Raw genomic sequence first — 21020 nt, forward strand, 5'->3', positions numbered from 1 at the left:
GGATTGTATATTACATCTAGTATGCATATATTTTGAAGTATTTTTCAAAATAGAAAATGTTTAAGGCCTTATTTTTAGCTCTCAATGTAAGAAAGGAGGAGGAGAAGCAGGTTTTGTTGCTGTTGGGTAATGGTTTCTTCATGGGGATATTCCTGGCTACCTACCAAATTAGTGCAGAAACTCTCTTTCTAAACCGACTAGAGGAGTACCTGAAAGAAGCGATTATGGTTTCAGGTTTTCTTGGTATAGGGGTAACTGCTCTCTTTGCTACATTACAGACACGTATTGACTTCTCGAAGCTTGCCCTGGGGAACCTCCTGGGGATATTCATATTTACCGCTGGTATTTATCTCTTATTCAGGTTTGGTAATCCTGCCTGGCAAGATATAATGGTATTTATGATGTTCGCCATGATAGGCCCTATGCTCGCAGTAGCTTTACTCGGATTTTGGGGTGTATTCGGAAGAATGTTTGACCTTAGACAGTCTAAAAGAATAATCGGCGGGATAGATATAGGACAGCTTTCGGCGTCAATATTAATATCTTTTTCAATTCCATTTCTAGAGCCGCTTTTACCCAATACTACTTCATATTTATTAATAAGTGGTGTCTGTGTTTTGCTTTCACTGGTTTTCCTGGTATTAATCACCCGTAGATATGATCTAAAGCAGGCGGAGGTTTCATCCAGTAAAACAGAGGCTGCAGGCACTAGTTTAGGTCAACTAGCTAAAAATAAGTATGTTAGGCTGCTTTCAACGTTCCTGTTGTTCTCGATGGTAGCTTTTACCTTGGTGCAATATTCATTTCAAAATGTAGTGGCGCAGCAATATCCTGATGAAGGCGAGCTCAGAAACTTTCTGGCTATTTTCAATGGATCTATACTGGTACTCAGTTTCCTCCTGCAAACCTTCGTAAATGATAAAATTATTGGAGAGTATGGTCTTCAGGTATCTTTGTTGGTGCTGCCGATCATTTTAGGTTTACTCACCATTGGAGCTATTGTGTCAGGAACAATGTTTGGATATTCTCCTTCTGCAGGCACGTTCTTTATATGGTTTTTCTTGTTTGTAGCGTTGAGTCGCTTGTTCAACTTCTCCCTTCGAGACTCTTTGGAGAATCCTACCTTCAAACTCTATTTCATGCCGCTGGATAACAGAATTAGGTTTGATATTCAGACCAAAGTGGAAGGTGTGGTAAACGAGGCTTCCAGGTTTATAGGGGGACTACTCATCATAGGACTATCATTACTTTCATTTTTTGAGCTTATCCACTATTCATTTGCCCTTGTCTTTATTTTAGTTGGCTATTTTATACTCATAGGCAAATTATATTCTGAGTATAGAAACAGAATTAGATTGAAACTTCAAGATCAGCAAGACTCTTTTGATATTGATGTTCTCAGTCCACAAGAAAGGCTTTTAAATAAACTGAACACTACCTTAAAAAGTGGCCATTCTAACAAGGCGGTATTTTCTTATAAACTGCTTGAAAAGTTAGACCCACATAATATACCCAAATATATCAATGCCCTGATGGGTAACGGTACCCGAGCGTTACAGGATTTTGCTCAAAATAAAATGAATGAGATCAAAGGTATCTCAGTTTCTGACCGCTATGTTATTAATATGTCTAGCGACAAGGATAAAAGTGGGAAGAGGTTAGTAAGTGGTACCGACATTTTAGACTTATTACAGTCAGGTAATGTTACCAAGGCCAGGTTAAGCAAGCTTTGCAAATCGGAAAATAGTGAGGATAGGCAATATGCTTCCGAGCTATTAGGAAATAGCGAAGACATGGAAAATATCTCTTTCTTAATTGAGCTTTTGCATGATTTAGATCCTAAAGTAAGAAACAGTGCCATTAAAACTGCTCAGAAGAAATATAACCATGAGGTGCTTAATGCATTGATTGAGAACTTAAGTTATTCTGCTTATAGTATTCAGGCTGGAAATACCCTGACTTTTATTGGAAAGGAAGCTCTGCAGGCGTTAGATGCTGCCTTTTATAAATCAGGACAGTCTTATCAGGTCATGCTCAAAGTGGTGCAAATTATCGGTAGAATAGGAGGGGATGATGCTAAAGAACTACTTTGGAATAAAATAGATTTCCCAGATAAGTTGCTGATGTCTCAGGTGCTATTGGCCTTAGGTATGAGTGAATTTAAGGCTAGTGTTAGTCAGATACCACGTATAAAGTACGGTATAGAATCAGATATTGAAGATATAGCCTGGAATATTGGGGCTATTACTGAGGTTACTCTGGAGCATTTCGGGAAGGAGATAAAGCAAGCGTTGGAGGAGGAAATCCTATATGATATTGAGCACATATACATGCTGTTATCCATGCTTTATGATACTAAATCTATCCAGCTGGTAAAGCAGAACATTGAGAGCGGTACCAATGAAGGTGTTACCTATGCTATTGAGCTGCTAGATGTTTTCCTTTCTGAAGACTTAAAACAGCGAATTATTCCTGTATTAGATGATCTTAACTTTGCCGAGAAGTCGAGAAAGCTGGAGCTATATTATCCGAGACAAAGACTGGATTCAAGATTGGTGCTTAAGTTCTTGTTAAACAGAGATTTCGCTCAAACTAATCGTTGGACCAAGGCGTGTATCATATTCCAGATAGGCCTCTTAAAAATCAATGATTTTTCTTACGATCTCATAGCTAACATATTTAATCCAGATAGTCTTATCAGAGAAATAGCAGCCTGGGCATTGTTCGAGATTGACCCGACACTTTATGTAAACAATGTTAAAAGACTAGATAAAAACATAAAGAGGGATTTAGATGAACTTGTATTGTCATACAACAAGAAAAAGAGGGGATGGCGATCTCTTAAGTTTGAAAAAATTATATTCCTTAAAAATATACCTGTATTTAAAGGTGTGTATGGCCTCACTATAGCCGGGGTGGTGGATGTTATAGAAGAGATATTACTTCCAGAGGGAGAGACATTGGCGGTGGATGAAACTTACAATGATAATTTTTATATCGTTTATTCTGGCTCCATTAATGTCTATGAGGATGGTAAGGTAAAAGGCGATACTAAAACAGGAGAATTTATAGGAGAGTTAATCACTTCTTCTAAAAACATAAGCTCTCACCTGATTATAGCAGTGAGAGACACGGTATTATTTAGAATTAAGAAAGATAACTTTTATGAGCTGCTTGCAGATGATGTGCAGTTGGCTGATAAAATTGTTGAGTATGTATAGGTTGATGGTCACAAATTATAGTTTTCTTAGCTTTTGTATGCTTAATAAATTTATTTTAAGTAGTTTGTGCTTTTGTTTTTTATTTAAGTTGTTACAATATTGTTCTTACTTTTTGAACTGTAGATTAGTCCGCACTGAATGCTAAATTATGATGTGAAAATAGGGGATCAGGGCTCTGCAGAAGGGGGAATCTATCATAGTGGTAGGCTGGGAAATAATCCATTTCCAGGTCTTAGACCATTTAGTATAGACGAGTGTCACCTATTTTTTGGCCGAGAGGGGCAGGTAGATGAAATATTAGTGAAGCTGGCGAATAACCGTTTTATCACTGTAATGGGTTATTCAGGCAGCGGTAAGTCTTCATTAATGTATTGTGGGCTTATTCCGGTCCTTCATGGTGGTTTCATGACCAACACCGGTCCAAACTGGAATGTAATAACCACACGTCCTGGTCTAAACCCTATTGATAATCTTGCAGAATCACTTTTAAAAGCATCACCAGATTATAATGATAAAACTGCTGAAGAAAAGCTGGTAAGCAAATCAGTTATTTCCTCTATTCTAAAGAGTGATACTGAGGGGCTGATCAAGGCAGTTAATAGAATCCAAAAAGACAGTAACGAGAACACACTTATAGTTCTTGATCAATTTGAAGAGCTTTTCACCTATCAATCGGAAGATGATGATGATGTAGATGAAGAGTCTAAGATATACGTTAACCTATTATTAGAAGCTTGTCATAATCCAGAATCTCCGATATATCTGGCACTCACTATGAGATCTGATTATGTGGGAGAGTGTGCGGTTTTCCCTGGTCTTACTCAGATGATCAATCAGAGTAATTACCTGGTGCCACAGATGACACGAGATCAGAAGCGAATGGCCATTGAAGGGCCAGTTGCTGTTGGTGGAGGACACATCTCAAATAGGTTAGTAAAGAGATTACTTAATGAAATAGGTGATAATCAGGATCAGCTGCCTATTATGCAGCACGCGCTGATGCGTACCTGGGACTATTGGGTGAAGAACCATGAGGAAGGTGAGCCGCTGGATCTGAGACATTATAATGCCATTGGAAAAATCAGTGAAGCTCTGTCGCAACATGCCAACGAGGCCTATGATGAGCTTGAACCTCATGAAAAGGAAATCGCTGAGATACTTTTTAAAAGTCTTACAGAAAAAACAAATGATAACTTCGGAAGAAGGATATCAGTAAAGCTTTCATTAGTTTCAGAGTTAGCCAACGTTAATGATTCTGATGTAATTGAAGTAATAGAAAAATTCAGACAGCCTGGCCGTTCATTCCTAATGCCGGCTGCCCATGTGCCTCTGACTGCAGACTCCATCATTGAGATTTCTCATGAAAGTTTAATGAGAATCTGGACTCGCCTGAAGGTTTGGGTTGAGGATGAACACGAATCTGCCATGATGTACCGTCGTTTATCTGAAGCGGCAGCTATGTATCAGGTGGGTAAAACTGGGTTGTGGCGTCCACCAGATTTGCAGTTGGCATTAAACTGGCAAAACAAACAAAAGCCTTCCCGAGTATGGGCTCAAAGATACGATGTTGCCTTTGAGAGGGCCATTGTGTTTCTTGATACCAGTAGAATAACCTACGAGGCAGAGCAAAAGAATCAGGAGCTTCTGCAAAAGAGATTGCTGAAAAGAGCCAAGGTAGTGGCTATTATATTGGCTGTGTTTTTGGTGATTTCTATCTTCTTATTCTTATTAGCTTTCACCAATAATATTGAAGCCAGAAAGCAGGCAGATATAGCCATTGTAAAAGAGGAGGAAGCCAGAGAACAGCGGGATAAAGCTAAGGCAAATGAAAAAGAGGCCAGAGAACAGAGAGTTTTAGCCCAGGAGAGAGAAAGGGAAGCCACTATTTCAAGACAAGAAGCTATTGAGGCTTTAGCCGATGCCGAGAAACAGCGTAACTATGCGTTGCAGCAATATTTGTATGCACAGCAACAGACTGATCTCGCTGAATCTGAAAAGCAAAAGGCCGATTCCGCCAGACTAGAGTCAGAAGCTCAGGCGGTGCTAGCCAGAGTGAATAAAGAAAGGGCAGAACAGCTTCTTTATCAGTCAATTGCGCAATCTATGGCCGTGAAATCACTGGAGATAGAGGACGATAACTTGAAAGGACTATTAGCTCAGCAAGCTTATACTTTCAATAAAGACTATGAAGGTAGGGAGTATGATCCATATATCTATAATGGCTTATATTCTGCATTAGCCCAGATCAAAGGTAAGGTATATAACACTATCGATGGTAAGCAGCGAAACTCTATTAAATCCGTAGTATTTAAGCATTCCGGAGATGGTTTCTACAGCACGGGTAGTGAAGGTAAAATTGTTTCTTCTTCCATTTCCGAGCCTGATAATTCAGTGATTGTGGCTAGTAATCACTATCCTAACAGAGTACTAACTATTAGTGAAAATGACGAGTGGCTAGTGAGTGGTAGCGATAGTACGTCTATACAGATTTATAACCTGAAACAAGGACAGAAAAAGCCTACTCTAATTAGAGGTCATGAAAGCTTCATTAATGACATTAAATTTATACCAGGTACTAATAACTTCATCAGTGTAGGTGAGGATGGTCAGGTAAGAATCAATAATGTTATAGATAAGAGTAGCAAACTTCTAACTACTACACCAGAGCCATATAAAGTAATTGCCATGCACCCTGACGGTACTATGTTCGCAGCTGGTACAGTAAGTGGGAAAGCTGTTCTGGTAGATTTGAGTGATGGAAGAAAAAGGGTGTTGGTGAACAAAGTAAATACTCCTGTGCATGCCGTAGCCTTTAATCCTGGTGGTTCGGAATTAGCCGTTGGTGACGAAAATGGAACCATTGCCATTTATAATATGGAAACAAGAAAGCTGATCAAGGATTTCGTAGGGCACAAAAGCCGTATAAGTTCTTTAAAATACAGTTATGATGGTAAGCTACTGGCTTCTGCCAGCCTGGACCACACTATACAGATGTGGGAGACCAGAAAATATAGCGAACTTCCGCTGAAAATGTCAGATAACGATGATTACGTGTGGGATATTCAATATAGCCCCGACTCTAAGTACCTACTGGCTGCTTGCGGTGATGGTGAACTTAGAGTATGGCCTACTCATCCGTCATTAATGGCCAAAGAAATGTGTGATATTTTGGTGCGAAATATGACTGAGGACGAATGGAAAGCTTATGTAGGACATGGAGTTCCTTTTCAAAATACATGTATGAATTTAATGCTAAACCAGTATTAATATGAGACTAAGGATTTTTACTGTTCTTATGCTTCTTATAACTGTTGGTTACGGTGTTAGAGCACAGTCATGTACGGAAACTCTCAACACAGCCAGACAGAATTTTGAAGAGGGGCATCTCTACGTAATTGAAGAATTGCTGGAGCCTTGTTTGAAAAAGGGATTTAATCGAGATCAAAAAATCGAGGCATATCACCTGCTTACCCGTACCTTTCTCTTTATTGATGAGCCGGAAAAGGCAGAGGAGAGTTATCTTAATTTATTAAAATTAGATCCTGAATACAAGCCGGACCCTGAAACTGCTCCTATAGACCTAGTTTACCTTAGTGAGAAGTTTACTACTACACCTATTTTCACCTTACATGGAGGCATAGGGGCAAATTTAAGCACTATTCACGTCCTAGGTAATTATGGAGTGGATAATACTGCTGAGTCAAGAGAGTCTTACAGTGAAGGGGGCGGTGTGCAGATAAGGGTAGGAGCAGATTTAAATATTAATTCTCATCTGAGCCTGGGTATAGAGCCTACTTTCATTACGCGTAGCTATAGCTACCAGAATATCTTATTTATGGTAGACGAGCAAAATTATATGGAGAATCAGGCATTGGTTCAATTGCCGGTAATTTTGAAATATCGCATTGAAAAGAACAAATGGAGACCGTTTATTTATGCTGGTTTTGGCTCAGAATTTTTAATCAATGCCAGAGCTCAAATTACTTACTATGATAAAAACCAGGATTCTCAAACGGAATTTCCTGTAACAGGACCGGAATTGAACATTTCCAAAATTCGAAAAAGGCTCAATAGTTATGTGCTGTTTGGAATAGGTACCAACTACAGAATTGGTTATAACTACATTTATATAGATGCTCGTTACACTGGCCAGTTAAGAAATATGGTGGATCCTGATAATCAGTATAATATAACTGATTTTGACTATACCTATGGATACATCGATGATGATAAGAGGCTGAGTAATTATGCCATTACTGTAGGTTATGTTTGGCCTTTATATAAGCCTAGAAAATTAAGAAAGTACACGAAGGAAGGATTTTTTAGTCAAATTTTCCGAAATGAATAGACTTGGATGATGAGGTATTTATTTTCTATAATGATTGCGTTGGCCCTATTTGCCTGTGATACTAAAGATAGTGTCACAGAAAGATACCGTCATTATTTTATAAAATATTATGGGGAAGATGGCAACCAGGAAGGTATAGACTTCGAGATGGTTGATGATGGCTTTTTGGTGTTAGGAAATAATGTTACCAATGGTACTGTGTTCATTGCGAAAACAGATCAATTAGGTAATGAATTATGGCATAAAGAATATGGTACCGGTATAGAAACGGCAGTGGAGATGGTCATCGGTGCATCTGGCGAGTATGTGATCGTAGGAAACTTAGCGGTGTCAGAGGCTGATGTAGACATTTTTGTGTGGAAGATTGATGATAATGGAGAGATACTCAATAGTCAAACATTTGGATTGGAGGCTTCAGATGATGTAGTTAATCCAGATTCTGTTACCATAGAACGAGCTGTTAAAGTAGTTAATGTGTCAGATGGTGGTTTTGTAATATCAGGTTTTACCAATTCGGTAGCAACTGAAGATGCAGACGACTTGTACGATATTTTCACTATCAAGTATGATAATAACCTCCAAAGGTTAGTTACTTGGAAGAATATATATGGTTGGGATGGAGTAGATGAAGGTGTACAGGCTCTTGAAACAGAAAATGGCTATGTCTTCTTTGGTACTACAGATCATAAACCGACAAGCAACACACCTCAAGCACTTTCTAACATGTATCTATTCCCCACTAACTGGGTAGGGGATCAGACATCTGACTTCCCTCTTCAATTATATGGTACTACTAATGTAGAAAGCGCGGCCGATATTATATCACTTAGAGGAGGTGGCTATGCTATGGTGGGTACCAGCTATCCTGGGGTAGATGATAAAAGGATATACGTAGCTCGTATTTCTAGTAATACTGACAGATTATTTGAAAAGACTTTAGAAGAGGTGCCCAATGTGGAGGCCAAATCAATTTTAGAATCAAGTAATGGAGATTTATTAGTGCTAGGTACTTGCATAGCTGATAACCATGATGATATTGCCTTGATAAAGTTGAAATCTGATGGTAGCTTTTTGTGGTCTAAGTCTTTTGGAGGTGATGATGACGACAAAGGAGGGGTAGTAAAAGAGATTTCAGATGGTTCCATAGTATTTGTAGGAACTGTAGAGCTCGGAATTCAAACTAAGGTGTGCCTTATTAAGGTGACTGAAAAAGGAGAATTTAAGCTATAACCAGTAGTTAATCAGGTTACTTATAGATATTTAGCATTATAAAAAGTATTATATTTTAATACTCCTAGCCTAAGCATTCATGATAAATAGCTCAACTAAAATCAACGGCAATTCTATTATAACACGCTTGTTATTATTTCAAGCTGGGTTAGTGATTGCGCTAAGCATTTTTGCCTTCCAGACAGGGTATGGGCAGTGTGGTTTTTCAGGATTGGCATCTAGCTACTGCTCGGACGATGCGGCAGTGACTCTATCTGAGTTTACATCAGGAGGAGCCTTTTCAGGTAGTGGCATTTCTGGAAGCGTTTTTACACCAATCACCGCTGGAGCAGGAACACACACCATTGATTATATTAATACGAATATCTATTCAGTAAATACTTCGGGAGCATTTGCCCCATTTATTTCAGGAACAGGTTGGACCACAGTTAGTTATGGCGCTGGCGATTTAGAGGATACTGACGATCAACTTTCAACCGCGGTTAACTTAGGTTTTTCATTTGATTTTTTTGGAAGTAGCTATACTCAATTATTTGTGTCTTCAAATGGCAATGTAGCTTTCACTTCTTATGTAGAGGCTGCATTTAATTCAGCAGTAATCCCATCTACAGCTTCTCCTGATAATATGATTGCGCTGGTAAGAGCGGATCTGGATCCCTCAAAGACAATTACAGATAAAATCGAATATCGGGTTGAAGGAGTAGCTCCAAACAGGATATTTATTCTCAATTATGAGGGCGTAGAATATAAAGCCAATAGCGATGTGGTGGATGTGCAGTTGAAACTATTTGAGACTACAAATATTATAGAAATACATACTACGCTCAATAACGCTACGCTTGAAAGCAGTTTGCAAGGTATAGAAAATGCATCTGGAACAACAGGCTATACAGTTCCTGGAAGAAATAATCAGTTATGGTCTACTACCAATGATTTCGTTGCTTTCACTCCATGTTCTGATAGTAAAAGTGTGACAGTATATGCTAATCCATCTGCCAATGCCGGAACAGGCGGTGATGTTTGCGGTAAAGATGCCGCAAATCCCTTCGGCTTATCCGCAGTAGCCAGTTCAGGAACAGGCTTATGGAGTCAGGTTAGCGGCCCTGGATCAAGCACATTCTCATCCGCGAGTTCAGCTACCAGCAATGTAACAGCCAATACTTATGGTACTTATGTTTACCGCTGGACAGAGACCAATGGCACTTGTGTCGATTTTGATGAATTGACAGTGGTTTATTATCAGCCAACAGTAGCCGATGCCGGCCCAGCGAGCCAGGACGAATGTGATTTAAACATCAATTTGTCAGGGATACAAAGCATTTCAGGTAGCAGTGCCAGCTGGACAGTTACCAGTGGCAATGCAGCAGACATCAGCTTTAGTAATGCGAATATCTTCAACCCGGTAGCTACATCAACTGCTTATGGTACTTACACGCTTCAACTAACAGAAAGCAATGGAACCTGCAGCAGCACCGACAATATTGTAGTAACATTCACCGAGCAACCTGCAGCCGATGCCGGAACAGGTGGCAATGTTTGCGGTAAAGATGCAGGCAACCCCTTCAGCTTATCCGCAGTAGCCAGTTCAGGCACAGGCTTATGGAGTCAGGTTAGCGGCCCTGGATCAAGTACATTCTCATCCGCGAGTTCAGCTACCAGCAATGTGACAGCTAACACTTATGGTACTTACGTTTACCGCTGGACAGAGACCAATGGCAGTTGTGTTGACTTTGATGAGGTAACAGTGGTTTATTATCAGCCCACCGTTGCCGATGCCGGCCCAGCCAGCCAGGAAGAATGTGATTTAAACATCAATTTATCAGGAATTCAAAGCATATCAGGAAGCAATGCCAGCTGGACAGTTACCAGTGGTAACGCAGCAGACATCAGCTTTAGTAATGCTAATATCTTCAACCCGGTAGCCACTTCAACTACTTTCGGTACTTACACGCTTCAACTTACAGAAAGCAATGGAACCTGCAGCAGCACCGACAATATTGTAGTGACATTCACAGAGCAACCAGTAGCCGATGCCGGAACAGGTGGTAGTATATGCGGTAAAGATGGAGGTAATCCCTTCAGCTTATCCGCAGTAGCTAGTTCAGGAACAGGCTTATGGAGTCAGGTTAGTGGCCCTGGATCAAGTACATTCTCAGCCGCAAGTTCAGCCACCAGCAATGTAACCGCCAATACGTATGGCACTTACGTTTACCGCTGGACAGAAACTAATGGCACTTGTGTTGACTTTGATGAGGTGACGGTGGTTTACTATCAGCCAACAGTAGCCGATGCCGGCCCAGCCAGCCAGGAAGAATGTGATTTAAACATCAACTTATCAGGAATTCAAAGCATCCCAGGCAGTAGTGCCAGCTGGACAGTTACCAGTGGCAATGCAGCAGATATCAGCTTTAGTAATGCAAATATCTTCAACCCTGTAGCTACATCAACTACTTACGGTACTTACACGTTTCAACTAACAGAGAGCAATGGAACCTGCAGCAGCACCGACAATATTGTAGTAACATTCACCGAGCAACCTGCAGCTGATGCCGGAACAGGTGGCAGTGTCTGCGGTAAAGATGCCGCAAATCCATTCTCCTTATCTGCAGTAGCCAGTTCAGGAACAGGCTTGTGGAGTCAGGTTAGCGGCCCTGGATCAAGTACATTCTCATCTGCTACATCAGCAGCTAGTAATGTAACAGCCAATACTTATGGTACTTACGTTTACCGCTGGACAGAGACCAATGGTACTTGTGTTGATTTTGATGAAGTGACAGTGGTTTACTATCAGCCCACCGTTGCCGATGCCGGCCCAGCGAGCCAGGAAGAATGTGATTTGAACATCAACTTATCAGGAATTCAAAGCATATCAGGCAGCAGCGCCAGCTGGACAGTTACCAGTGGTAACGCAGCAGATATCAGCTTCAGTAATGCGAATATCTTCAACCCGGTAGCTACTTCCACTGCTTACGGTACTTACACGCTTCAACTTACAGAAAGCAATGGAACCTGCAGCAGCACCGACAATATTGTAGTAACATTCACCGAGCAACCATCTGCCAATGCAGGTTCAGGTGGCAATGTCTGCGGTAAAGATGCTGGCAACCCTTTCAGCTTATCCGCAGTAGCCAGCTCAGGTACAGGCTTATGGAGTCAGGTAAACGGCCCTGGATCAAGTACATTCTCATCCGCGAGTTCAGCTACCAGCAATGTAACCGCCAACACTTATGGCACTTACGTTTATCGCTGGACAGAGACCAACGGCAGTTGTGTTGATTTTGATGAATTAACAGTGGTTTACTATCAGCCAACAGTAGCCGATGCCGGCCCAGCGAGCCAGGAAGAATGTGATTTGAACATCAACTTATCAGGAATTCAAAGCATATCAGGCAGCAGCGCCAGCTGGACAGTTACCAGTGGTAACGCAGCAGATATCAGCTTCAGTAATGCGAATATCTTCAACCCGGTAGCTACTTCCACTGCTTACGGTACTTACACGCTTCAACTTACAGAAAGCAATGGAACCTGCAGCAGCACCGACAATATTGTAGTAACATTCACCGAGCAACCATCTGCCAATGCAGGTTCAGGTGGCAATGTCTGCGGTAAAGATGCTGGCAACCCATTCAGCTTATCTGCAGTAGCCAGTTCAGGTACAGGACTATGGAGTCAGGTTAGTGGCCCTGGATCAAGTACATTCTCATCCGCGAGTTCAGCCACCAGCAATGTCACTGCCAATACTTATGGTACTTACGTTTATCGCTGGACAGAGACTAATGGCAGTTGTGTTGACTTTGATGAAGTGACAGTGGTTTACTATCAGCCCACCGTTGCCGATGCCGGCCCAGCGAGCCAGGAAGAATGTGATTTGAACATCAACTTATCTGGAATTCAAAGCATCCCAGGCAGCAATGCCAACTGGACGGTTACAAGCGGAAATGCAGCGGACATCAGCTTCAGTAATGCAAATATCTTCAACCCGGTAGCTACTTCAACTACTTACGGAACTTACACGCTTCAACTAACAGAAAGCAATGGAACCTGCAGCAGCATCGACAATATTGTAGTAACATTCACCGAGCAACCAGTAGCTGATGCCGGAACAGGTGGTGATGTATGTGGTAAGGACGCAGGTAATCCCTTCAGCTTATCTGCAGTAGCCAGCTCAGGTACAGGACTATGGAGTCAGGTAAACGGCCCTGGATCAAGTACATTCTCATCCGCGAGTTCAGCCACCAGCAATGTCACTGCCAATACTTATGGTACTTACGTTTATCGCTGGACAGAGACCAACGGCAGTTGTGTTGACTTTGATGAGGTAACAGTGGTTTATTATCAGCCCACCGTTGCCGATGCCGGCCCAGCGAGTCAGGAAGAATGTGATTTAAACATCAACTTATCAGGAATTCAAAGCATCTCAGGCAGCAGCGCCAGCTGGACAGTTACCAGTGGCAATGCAGCAGATATCAGCTTCAGTAATGCAAATATCTTCAACCCGGTAGCTACTTCAAGTAATTACGGTACTTACACGCTTCAACTAACAGAAAGCAATGGAACCTGCAGCAGCATCGACAATATTGTAGTAACCTTCACTGAGCAACCAGTAGCTGATGCCGGAACAGGTGGCAATGTTTGCGGTAAAGATGCAGGCAACCCCTTCAGCTTATCAGCAACTGCCAGCTCAGGTACAGGACTATGGAGTCAGGTTAGTGGCCCTGGATCAAGCACATTCTCATCCGCGAGTTCAGCCACCAGTAATGTAACTGCTAATGCTTATGGTACTTATGTTTACCGCTGGACAGAGACTAATGGCAGTTGTGTTGACTTTGATGAGGTAACAGTGATTTACTATCAGCCCACCGTTGCCGATGCCGGCCCAGCTAGCCAGGAAGAATGTGATTTAAATATCAACTTATCAGGAATACAAAGCATCCCAGGCAGCAATGCCAGTTGGATAGTTACCAGTGGCAACGCAGCAGACATCAGCTTTAGTAATGCGAATATCTTCAACCCGGTCGCTACTTCCACTGCTTATGGTACCTACACGCTTCAACTAACAGAAAGCAATGGAACCTGCAGCAGCACCGACAATATTGTAGTAACATTCACCGAGCAACCAGTAGCTGATGCCGGAACAGGTGGTGATGTATGTGGTAAAGACGCAGGCAACCCCTTCAGCTTATCTGCAGTGGCCAGCTCAGGAGCAGGCTTATGGAGTCAGGTTAGTGGCCCAGGATCAAGTACATTCTCATCCGCCAGTTCAGCCACCAGCAATGTGACAGCTAACACTTATGGTACTTACGTTTACCGCTGGACAGAGACCAACGGCAGTTGTGTAGATTTTGATGAAGTGACTGTAGTGTTTAATGAAGATCCTCAAGTTGTTTCAGTGGAGCACGATGGCGATGTGTATTGTGAGCCAGGTGTTATTGAATTGAGTGGAATCATAGGAGGTGGAGCCACTACCGCTAATTGGTCATTGATCAGTGGAGGTACGGGTACTTTGAGTGCTAGTAGCCTCACTGGATCTGTAGTGACAGCCAATTATATTCCTCAGTCTGGAGAATTTGGAGCCTTAGTATTCAGATTAACTACTAACGATCCTGCTGGTCCATGTAATGCTGATTTTATGCAGGTAACGATCACCACTAATCCTACTGCAGAGGTTTACGCAGGAACAGATGATGAAATCTGTGAAAATGAAGTTTATACCCTCAACGGCACTATGGGAGGAGCAGCTAGCTCCATCACCTGGAGTGGAGGTACGGGTACTTTTTCAAATATTAATGATCCGGCAAGTACTTATACACCGAGTCCTGCAGATATAGCTGCTGGTTTTGTAACACTAACCATTAGCTCTAACGATCCTGATGGCGCTGGGCCATGTACATTGGTGAGCGATGATGTAATTATAACCATCAACGCACTGCCAGAAGTCGCATTAACGGGTTTACAGTCTGTCTATGCCGAAAATGATCCAGTTGTATTAATGGAAGGATATCCTTCTGGAGGTACATATTCTGGACCTGGTGTGCAGCCAGGAACTAATGAATTTGATCCTGCTGCTGCCAATATTGGTACCGGTACTCCAAATGCAATAGTCTATGCTTACACAGATCCGAGCGGATGTTATAATACTGATACAGTAGGTGTTATAGTAAATCCAGCTACCAATATCAACTTTATAGTTGATGGGGCAACTCAAGATGGGGCAGGGAATTTTCAGGTTTGTGCTAATCAAGGTGATGTTAGATTAATAGGTAATCCTTCAGTGGCCAGCGGAATTGCCCCTACAGAGTTTCTTAGTGATACCACAGGTCTCGTTAGTTTGATAGGAGGTAATTATTATTTAAAAACTGATGGCTTAGTTTCAGGTATTTATGAGGTTACTTATAAATACACGAATTCGGAAAGTGTTACTTCTATTAGAAAGCGTAATGTGCATATTCTTGCCAGTCCGGTTTCAGGTTTTAGTGTTACCAATGCCTGCTCTGCAGATTCTATTAATTTTACTGATGAGACCTTTATTCCAAATACACCATTTGCCACTAGCCTGGTAAGTTGGAACTGGAACTTCGGTGATGGCAGCGCTAATGCCACGGTTCAAAATCCTAAACATAAATATGCTACACCAGGTATTTACACTGTTACTCTTATAACGTCTAATGACAGGCAGTGTACTGATATTTATACACGTGATATTAGAGTAGGAGAGTTGCCAGATGTAAGCTTTAACTGGGCTTCTATATGTAATAATCAGGCTACCGACTTCCAGGATATGACTGAGTCGGTAGATATCAGCTCCTTTGATTCCTACCAATGGGATTTTGGTGATGGAAATATAATCACAGGTGCACCAGGGGACCTAATACCTGCGGGTGCTAATGGAGGTAGAACTGCCGGCACATTTAAAGATCCTTCACACGATTATGATGCCACGGGTAACTATGATGTTACACTGGAAGTGACTACCAATGATGGTTGTGTAGCTTCGGCCACTCAAACCTTATTCATTTTACCATACAACACCGTAACACCAAACCCTCAAAGTGCTTATTTTGAGAATTTTGAAAATGGTACCGGCGGTTGGGTGGCAGCTGCTAATGTGATTAATGCCAGCGACACTTCATGGGTATGGGGTGTAGCTGATGGCGACGTCATTACGAGTCCTGGAAATAATGTGTGGTGGACCGGTGGAAATGATAGAGGTTATTACAATAGCGAAGATTCTTATGTCTATGGACCATGTTTTAATTTATCACAATTAAAGCGACCTATGATCTCTCTAGATGTACAGTTTGATACTCAGGATGGATTTGACGGAGCTGTAATACAATACAGCACAAATCAAGGGTTAACCTGGTATAATATTGGAGATATCAATGAAGGCATAGAGTGGTATAACCAACAAGGTATTATTGGCCGTCCTGGAGATAATGATAGTTACTCGATAGCGAATTACAATGAGGGTGACAAAGGCTGGACAGGTCTTACCGAAGAGTGGCTTTCTGCAAGATTCAGTTTAGATGATATACCAAAAGAAGAGAGAAATTTGGTGAGATTCCGAATTGCCTTTGCCAGTGATGCTAACAACCCTATAGATAAACATCATGACGGGTTTGCGTTTGATAATATTTATATCGGAGATAAAGCGAAGAAAGTGCTTCTGGAGCATTTTGTAGACTCCGAGTTGGATATTAGTAACCAATCCATAGGTTATTTTGAAACGCTGGAAAATGAAACGTTGCCCGTTGAGAACCGTGACTTTGTAATGCTCCAATATCATATTGACGATTCTGGAGAAGATCCGTTAAACGATGATAATGAATCAGATCCTAGTGCAAGAGCTATTTATTACGGAGTGTCCCAGGCTCCAGTGGCAATTTTAGATGGAGAAAAGTACACAACGCCATTTGATATTGATCAGGTAGAGATAGAGAAACGAGTACTTGATGCTTATTTCGATATCGCTATTGATACGCTTTCAGCTACTTCTACTTCAGTGCAGGCAGAAGTTACAGTTACCGCTTTAAGAGACTTCAACGAAGAGGTTATTGTTCACCTGGCAGTAGTAGAAAATGACATTGTTTTAGGTAATGGCACCACCTATAGTAAAGTGCTCAAGAAGTTACTCTTTGGAGGCGAAGGAGAAAGTTTGAATATCACATGGACAAATGGTAGCTCCAAGACCTTACGAGGTGAGTGGGAAATCAATACCAATCTTTATAATGGTAGCAAGTTGCAATACGTAGCATTTGTACAAAACAGATCTACCAAAGAGGTCTATACAGCTGCAGAAATAGATATTTTCCCTAAAATGTCTGGAGAGATTACTGGAATCAGAGCTCTTTCCTATGATATGGTAAGCATATACCCGAATCCAGCTTCGAATACTGTGAACTTCAAGTTTAAAAATAACTTTAATGATAAGTTATCATACAAGTTGGTAGATCAGCGAGGTATCGAAATGCTAGATGGTAACTTCACTTTGGATAACAACTCTTCAAGTATTGATGTATCAAAGTTGGCCGGAGGAATATACTACGTTATAATCTATCAGGATGACCAGCAAATCATGTTTACTAAAATAGCTGTGACTCACCGCTAAGGATAAAATAGATTCAATTAATTGTGATTTAATCAATAATTAATTGAATCTATTTCATTATATTCATACTCTATTTAGTCAAGGCATTTGTTGAAAGATTAATTCTAATGGTCATGGCCGGAAAGAGTAGCGGTGGTGTTAAGACCAAATTGAGGTCGGCATTGAATAAGGTCTCTTCTTATTTAATGTATTTCATTTTTTCCCTGGGTATTCTAGTAATTGTAGGCTGGTTCCTAGATGTAGAATGGATAAAGAGGCCTATTCCCGGGCTGGTAGCTATGAATCCGCTTACAGCTATCTGCTTTATCTTAACGGCAATTGCTTTCTGCTTAGGGTCTAAAAAGAAATCATTTTCTTATTTCGTAGCAGTTCTAACGGGTACAATTGTTATAGGTCATCTTATTCTGCTAATTCTGGATACTTCATTTCAATTAGATCAATTGGTGTTTAAGGGAAGGCTCTGGGTAGAGGCTGAAGGTACTGTATCTAACCGTATGGCTCCGAATACTGCCATTTGCTTTCTATTGAGTAATGCAGCCATTATCCTCCTTAAAAGGGATTATTTGCCATATGTGACTCAAATATTAGCATTGTTAGTCATTATTCTTGCTGGTTTTTCCATTATAGGGTATGCCTATAAAGCTGAAGAATATTATGGGATGTTAGAGTATTTTCCAATGGCCATTCATACTGCCATTGGTTTTTTCTTATTGCAATTGGCCCTGTTATTTAGAACATCTAACAAAGCCATTATGCGGGAAATAACAAGCCCTTTAACGGGTGGCTTTATGGCCAGGTTACTATTACCATTATCCGTTACAGTAACGTTTTTGGCTGGATTTTTTGCTTCGTTATCACATAGATTACTCATTATTTCTGATGAGCTGGGTATTACTCTTGTTATATGTACGCTCATTATTTCAAACGGCTTTTTCATATGGAAAGCTTCTGCCAAGATAAATCAGAAGGAGAAACTGAGAATAAAGGCTGAAGAGAAGAATTTGCTCACCTCTACATTGTTAAAATCCAGTATTAACAGTCTAAATGATATGTCTATTATATCTATTGATAAACAATATAGATGTATAAGTTTTAATACCAGTTTTCAGAAAGGTGTAAGAAAAATTTATGGCGTGGAGATAGATCATGGTCAATCTCTTTGGTCAATAATTTTAAATGAAAAAGAGCGATTAGAGTTAAAGGATAAGTGTAAAAGAGTATTTAAAGGAGAGATCATTACTGAGGAAAAATTCATTAAAGAAATTAACGCCTGGCATGAGAAGAAGTACCGTCCTATTTATGATCATAATCATGATATCATAGGCATGACACTGTTTGTGTCAGACATTACAGAAAGGCGTGTTAGAGAGGCGAAGCTGGAAGAAGCCAATAAGGAATTGGAGGCTTTTTCGTATACCGTTGCTCATGATCTAAGAGCTCCGCTTAGAATAATAGATGGGTACATCACTATTTTAAATGAAGATTATAAAGATTTGGATGAAGGAGCCCAGAGGCTTTTTGAGGTAATTTCACGAAATGCGGTGAAAATGGGTAACCTTATTGACGAACTACTATCATTTGCCAAGTTAGGCAGGCAGAGCTTAAGTCTAAGTCATGTAGATTTTGAGAAATTAATTAATGAAGTGCTGTCTGAACAGATAAGCCTTATGGAAAATCAGAATATTGAGGTAATCATAGGTAAAATAGAAAACTTTAACTGTGACAGGGCCCTAATTAGACAAGTCTTAGTTAATCTAATTTCTAATGCTCTTAAATATTCACAAAAAAAGGATAAAATTATTATTGAAATAGGTTGTTTTGAAAATAATAATGAAATTACATATTATATTAAGGATAATGGTGCCGGGTTTAACATGCAATATTCTGATAAAATTTTTGGTGTTTTTGAAAGATTACACAAAGATTCGGAATTTGAAGGCACTGGGGTTGGTTTGGCAATAGTACAAAAAATAATTAAAAAACATGGAGGTGAAATTTGGGCGGAGGCTGAAGAAGGTAATGGCGCTACTTTTTATTTTACAATGCCTCAGGAACAAACTGTAACTCAAGAAATATGGACACTGAACTAGTTGAATTGTTGTTGATAGAAGATAATCCTCATGAGGCAGAACTGACCATTCGTAATTTGAGGAAGAATAATCTGGCTAATCATATGAAGCACATCGATGATGGTGCTGAGGCTCTCGATTTTATCTTCGGCCAAGGTAAATATGCGTCAGAGAAAGACTGGAATTTCAATCCTAAGCTTATATTATTAGACCTGAAGCTACCCAAGATTGGAGGCATAGAAATCTTAAAACAGGTAAAGGCGGACCCTAGAACTAGAAACATTCCAATAGTAATATTAACCTCATCTAACGAACTTCCTGATATAGACCGATGCTATGAGTTAGGAGCTAATAGCTACATAGTAAAACCGGTTAACTTTAATGATTTTTCTAGAGTGATCGGAGAGCTAGGCATGTACTGGGTGATAACCAATCAACAACCAAACCCCGTTTCCGATTTATAAATGAAGAAATATTTAGGTGAAGGTCTTCTAATCGTATTCAGCGTTTTGTTTGCCCTCTTTATCAATAGCCTTGCTCAGAAGTACCAAACTTCACAAAAGGTAAAGGTGGCTAAAGAAAGTTTGCTCAAAGAAATGGAGCAGAATCAGGTAATCATGACGCAATGGAAAGAGAAGCATTCCAAAATACTAAAGCACATTGACGAAATTATCAAAAACGATTCCCTTCAGGAAGAATTAATAAAGGACCACTTTTTAGATATTGGAGCATTAACAGGTCAGGAGAATCTCATAAGTTCTCTGGTTACCAGCACCGCCTGGGAAACGGCTCAAGCCACTCAAATACTTTCCGAGCTTGATTTTGATACTACCCAGGAGTTAACTTATGTATATGAACTCCAAAATTCAATTATTAACAGTACGCTCCCAGATCTGGTAGACATTTATTTTCAAAGAGAAACTCATAGAAAAGAAAGCCTTCTGCCAACTCTGATTCAGTTTAAACTTCACTTTAATGAGATAGTAGGGCAAGAGACGCTGCTGGTCACTTTATACCCTGGAGCTATTGAGAAATTGCAGGACTAGTTTAATGTAAAAATGGTTTGAATAAACTCAGGGAGCGACTCATTAGTCTTGGGCTCTTTAGACAGGGAAATATTGAGCATAACGGGCTGAATATTGACTACACCATAAACGATGATTTTATAATATATCTCACCTTTGTTTTTATAACTGATTTTATAGCCTTCCAAATCATAATCAAAAGAGGTGCAGCTGATTTCTTTCTTTGAGAATTTCTTCAGCTTGTCTTCCAATTGATCAATAAATTGCTCAGGCATGGACTTGAGCATTAGGTTGTTCATGTATAGCCATTGTACAACATAGCCATCGCAATTGACCTCCTGCTCTCCACTTATTTGACATTCTGACGGTGGTGTGAGGATAAAGCCGCAGTAATCTACCTCTGATGCATCCTGAGAGAGGGCCGAGTATGATATGAATAAAGAACAGAGAAAAATTAATTGTAAATACCGCATTTTAGCTAATCTTCAACTTAGTATTAATATAGTAATTTTTCTCTGA

At 40.5% G+C, this 21020-nt stretch carries 9 protein-coding genes; 8 read left to right on the forward strand and 1 reads right to left on the reverse strand.

The genetic code is table 11. The annotated features are described in order from the left end of the window. Positions 1-56 precede the first annotated feature (56 nt). The 8 genes from LVD16_RS12690 to LVD16_RS12725 all read left to right on the forward strand — a co-directional run bounded on the left by LVD16_RS12690 (position 57) and on the right by LVD16_RS12725 (position 20522). The gene (locus LVD16_RS12690) at positions 57-3221 is read left to right on the forward strand and encodes a HEAT repeat domain-containing protein (RefSeq protein ID WP_233774319.1); all 3165 of its coding nucleotides are present in this window, start codon (positions 57-59) and stop codon (positions 3219-3221) included. 138 nt (positions 3222-3359) lie between these two features. Then, positions 3360-6488 carry an nSTAND1 domain-containing NTPase gene (locus LVD16_RS12695; protein ID WP_233774320.1) on the forward strand — a complete coding sequence of 1043 codons (3129 nt, stop codon included), beginning with the start codon at positions 3360-3362 and terminating at the stop codon, positions 6486-6488. A 1-nt stretch (position 6489) separates the two neighbouring features. Continuing rightward, on the forward strand, positions 6490-7569 hold the full coding sequence (locus LVD16_RS12700; protein WP_233774321.1) for an outer membrane beta-barrel protein: 1080 nt from the start codon (positions 6490-6492) through the stop codon (positions 7567-7569). A gap of 6 nt (positions 7570-7575) precedes the next feature. Further along, complete coding sequence (locus LVD16_RS12705; protein WP_233774322.1) at positions 7576-8799, forward strand: hypothetical protein; 1224 nt, start codon at positions 7576-7578, stop codon at positions 8797-8799. Between the two features lie 79 nt (positions 8800-8878). Continuing rightward, positions 8879-17407 carry an NIDO-like domain-containing protein gene (locus LVD16_RS12710; RefSeq protein ID WP_233774323.1) on the forward strand — a complete coding sequence of 2843 codons (8529 nt, stop codon included), beginning with the start codon at positions 8879-8881 and terminating at the stop codon, positions 17405-17407. A gap of 113 nt (positions 17408-17520) precedes the next feature. Then, positions 17521-19497 (forward strand): PAS domain-containing sensor histidine kinase, encoded by a 1977-nt coding sequence (locus LVD16_RS12715; RefSeq protein ID WP_233774324.1) that lies wholly within the window; start codon positions 17521-17523, stop codon positions 19495-19497. Then, the gene (locus tag LVD16_RS12720) at positions 19482-19940 is read left to right on the forward strand and encodes a response regulator (RefSeq protein WP_233774325.1); all 459 of its coding nucleotides are present in this window, start codon (positions 19482-19484) and stop codon (positions 19938-19940) included. Before LVD16_RS12715 ends, LVD16_RS12720 begins: the two co-directional genes overlap by 16 nt. Beyond that, entirely contained in the window at positions 19941-20522 is a 582-nt protein-coding gene (locus LVD16_RS12725; RefSeq protein ID WP_233774326.1) for a hypothetical protein, read from the forward strand. On the opposite strand, the gene LVD16_RS12730 is transcribed toward LVD16_RS12725, so the two are convergent. Next, entirely contained in the window at positions 20519-20974 is a 456-nt protein-coding gene (locus LVD16_RS12730) for a hypothetical protein (protein WP_233774327.1), read from the reverse strand. The two genes, LVD16_RS12725 and LVD16_RS12730, sit on opposite strands and share 4 nt — an antisense overlap. Between the last annotated feature and the right edge of the window lie 46 nt (positions 20975-21020).

Origin of the sequence: Fulvivirga ligni (assembly GCF_021389935.1) — a bacterium.
Classification (GTDB): domain Bacteria; phylum Bacteroidota; class Bacteroidia; order Cytophagales; family Cyclobacteriaceae; genus Fulvivirga; species Fulvivirga ligni.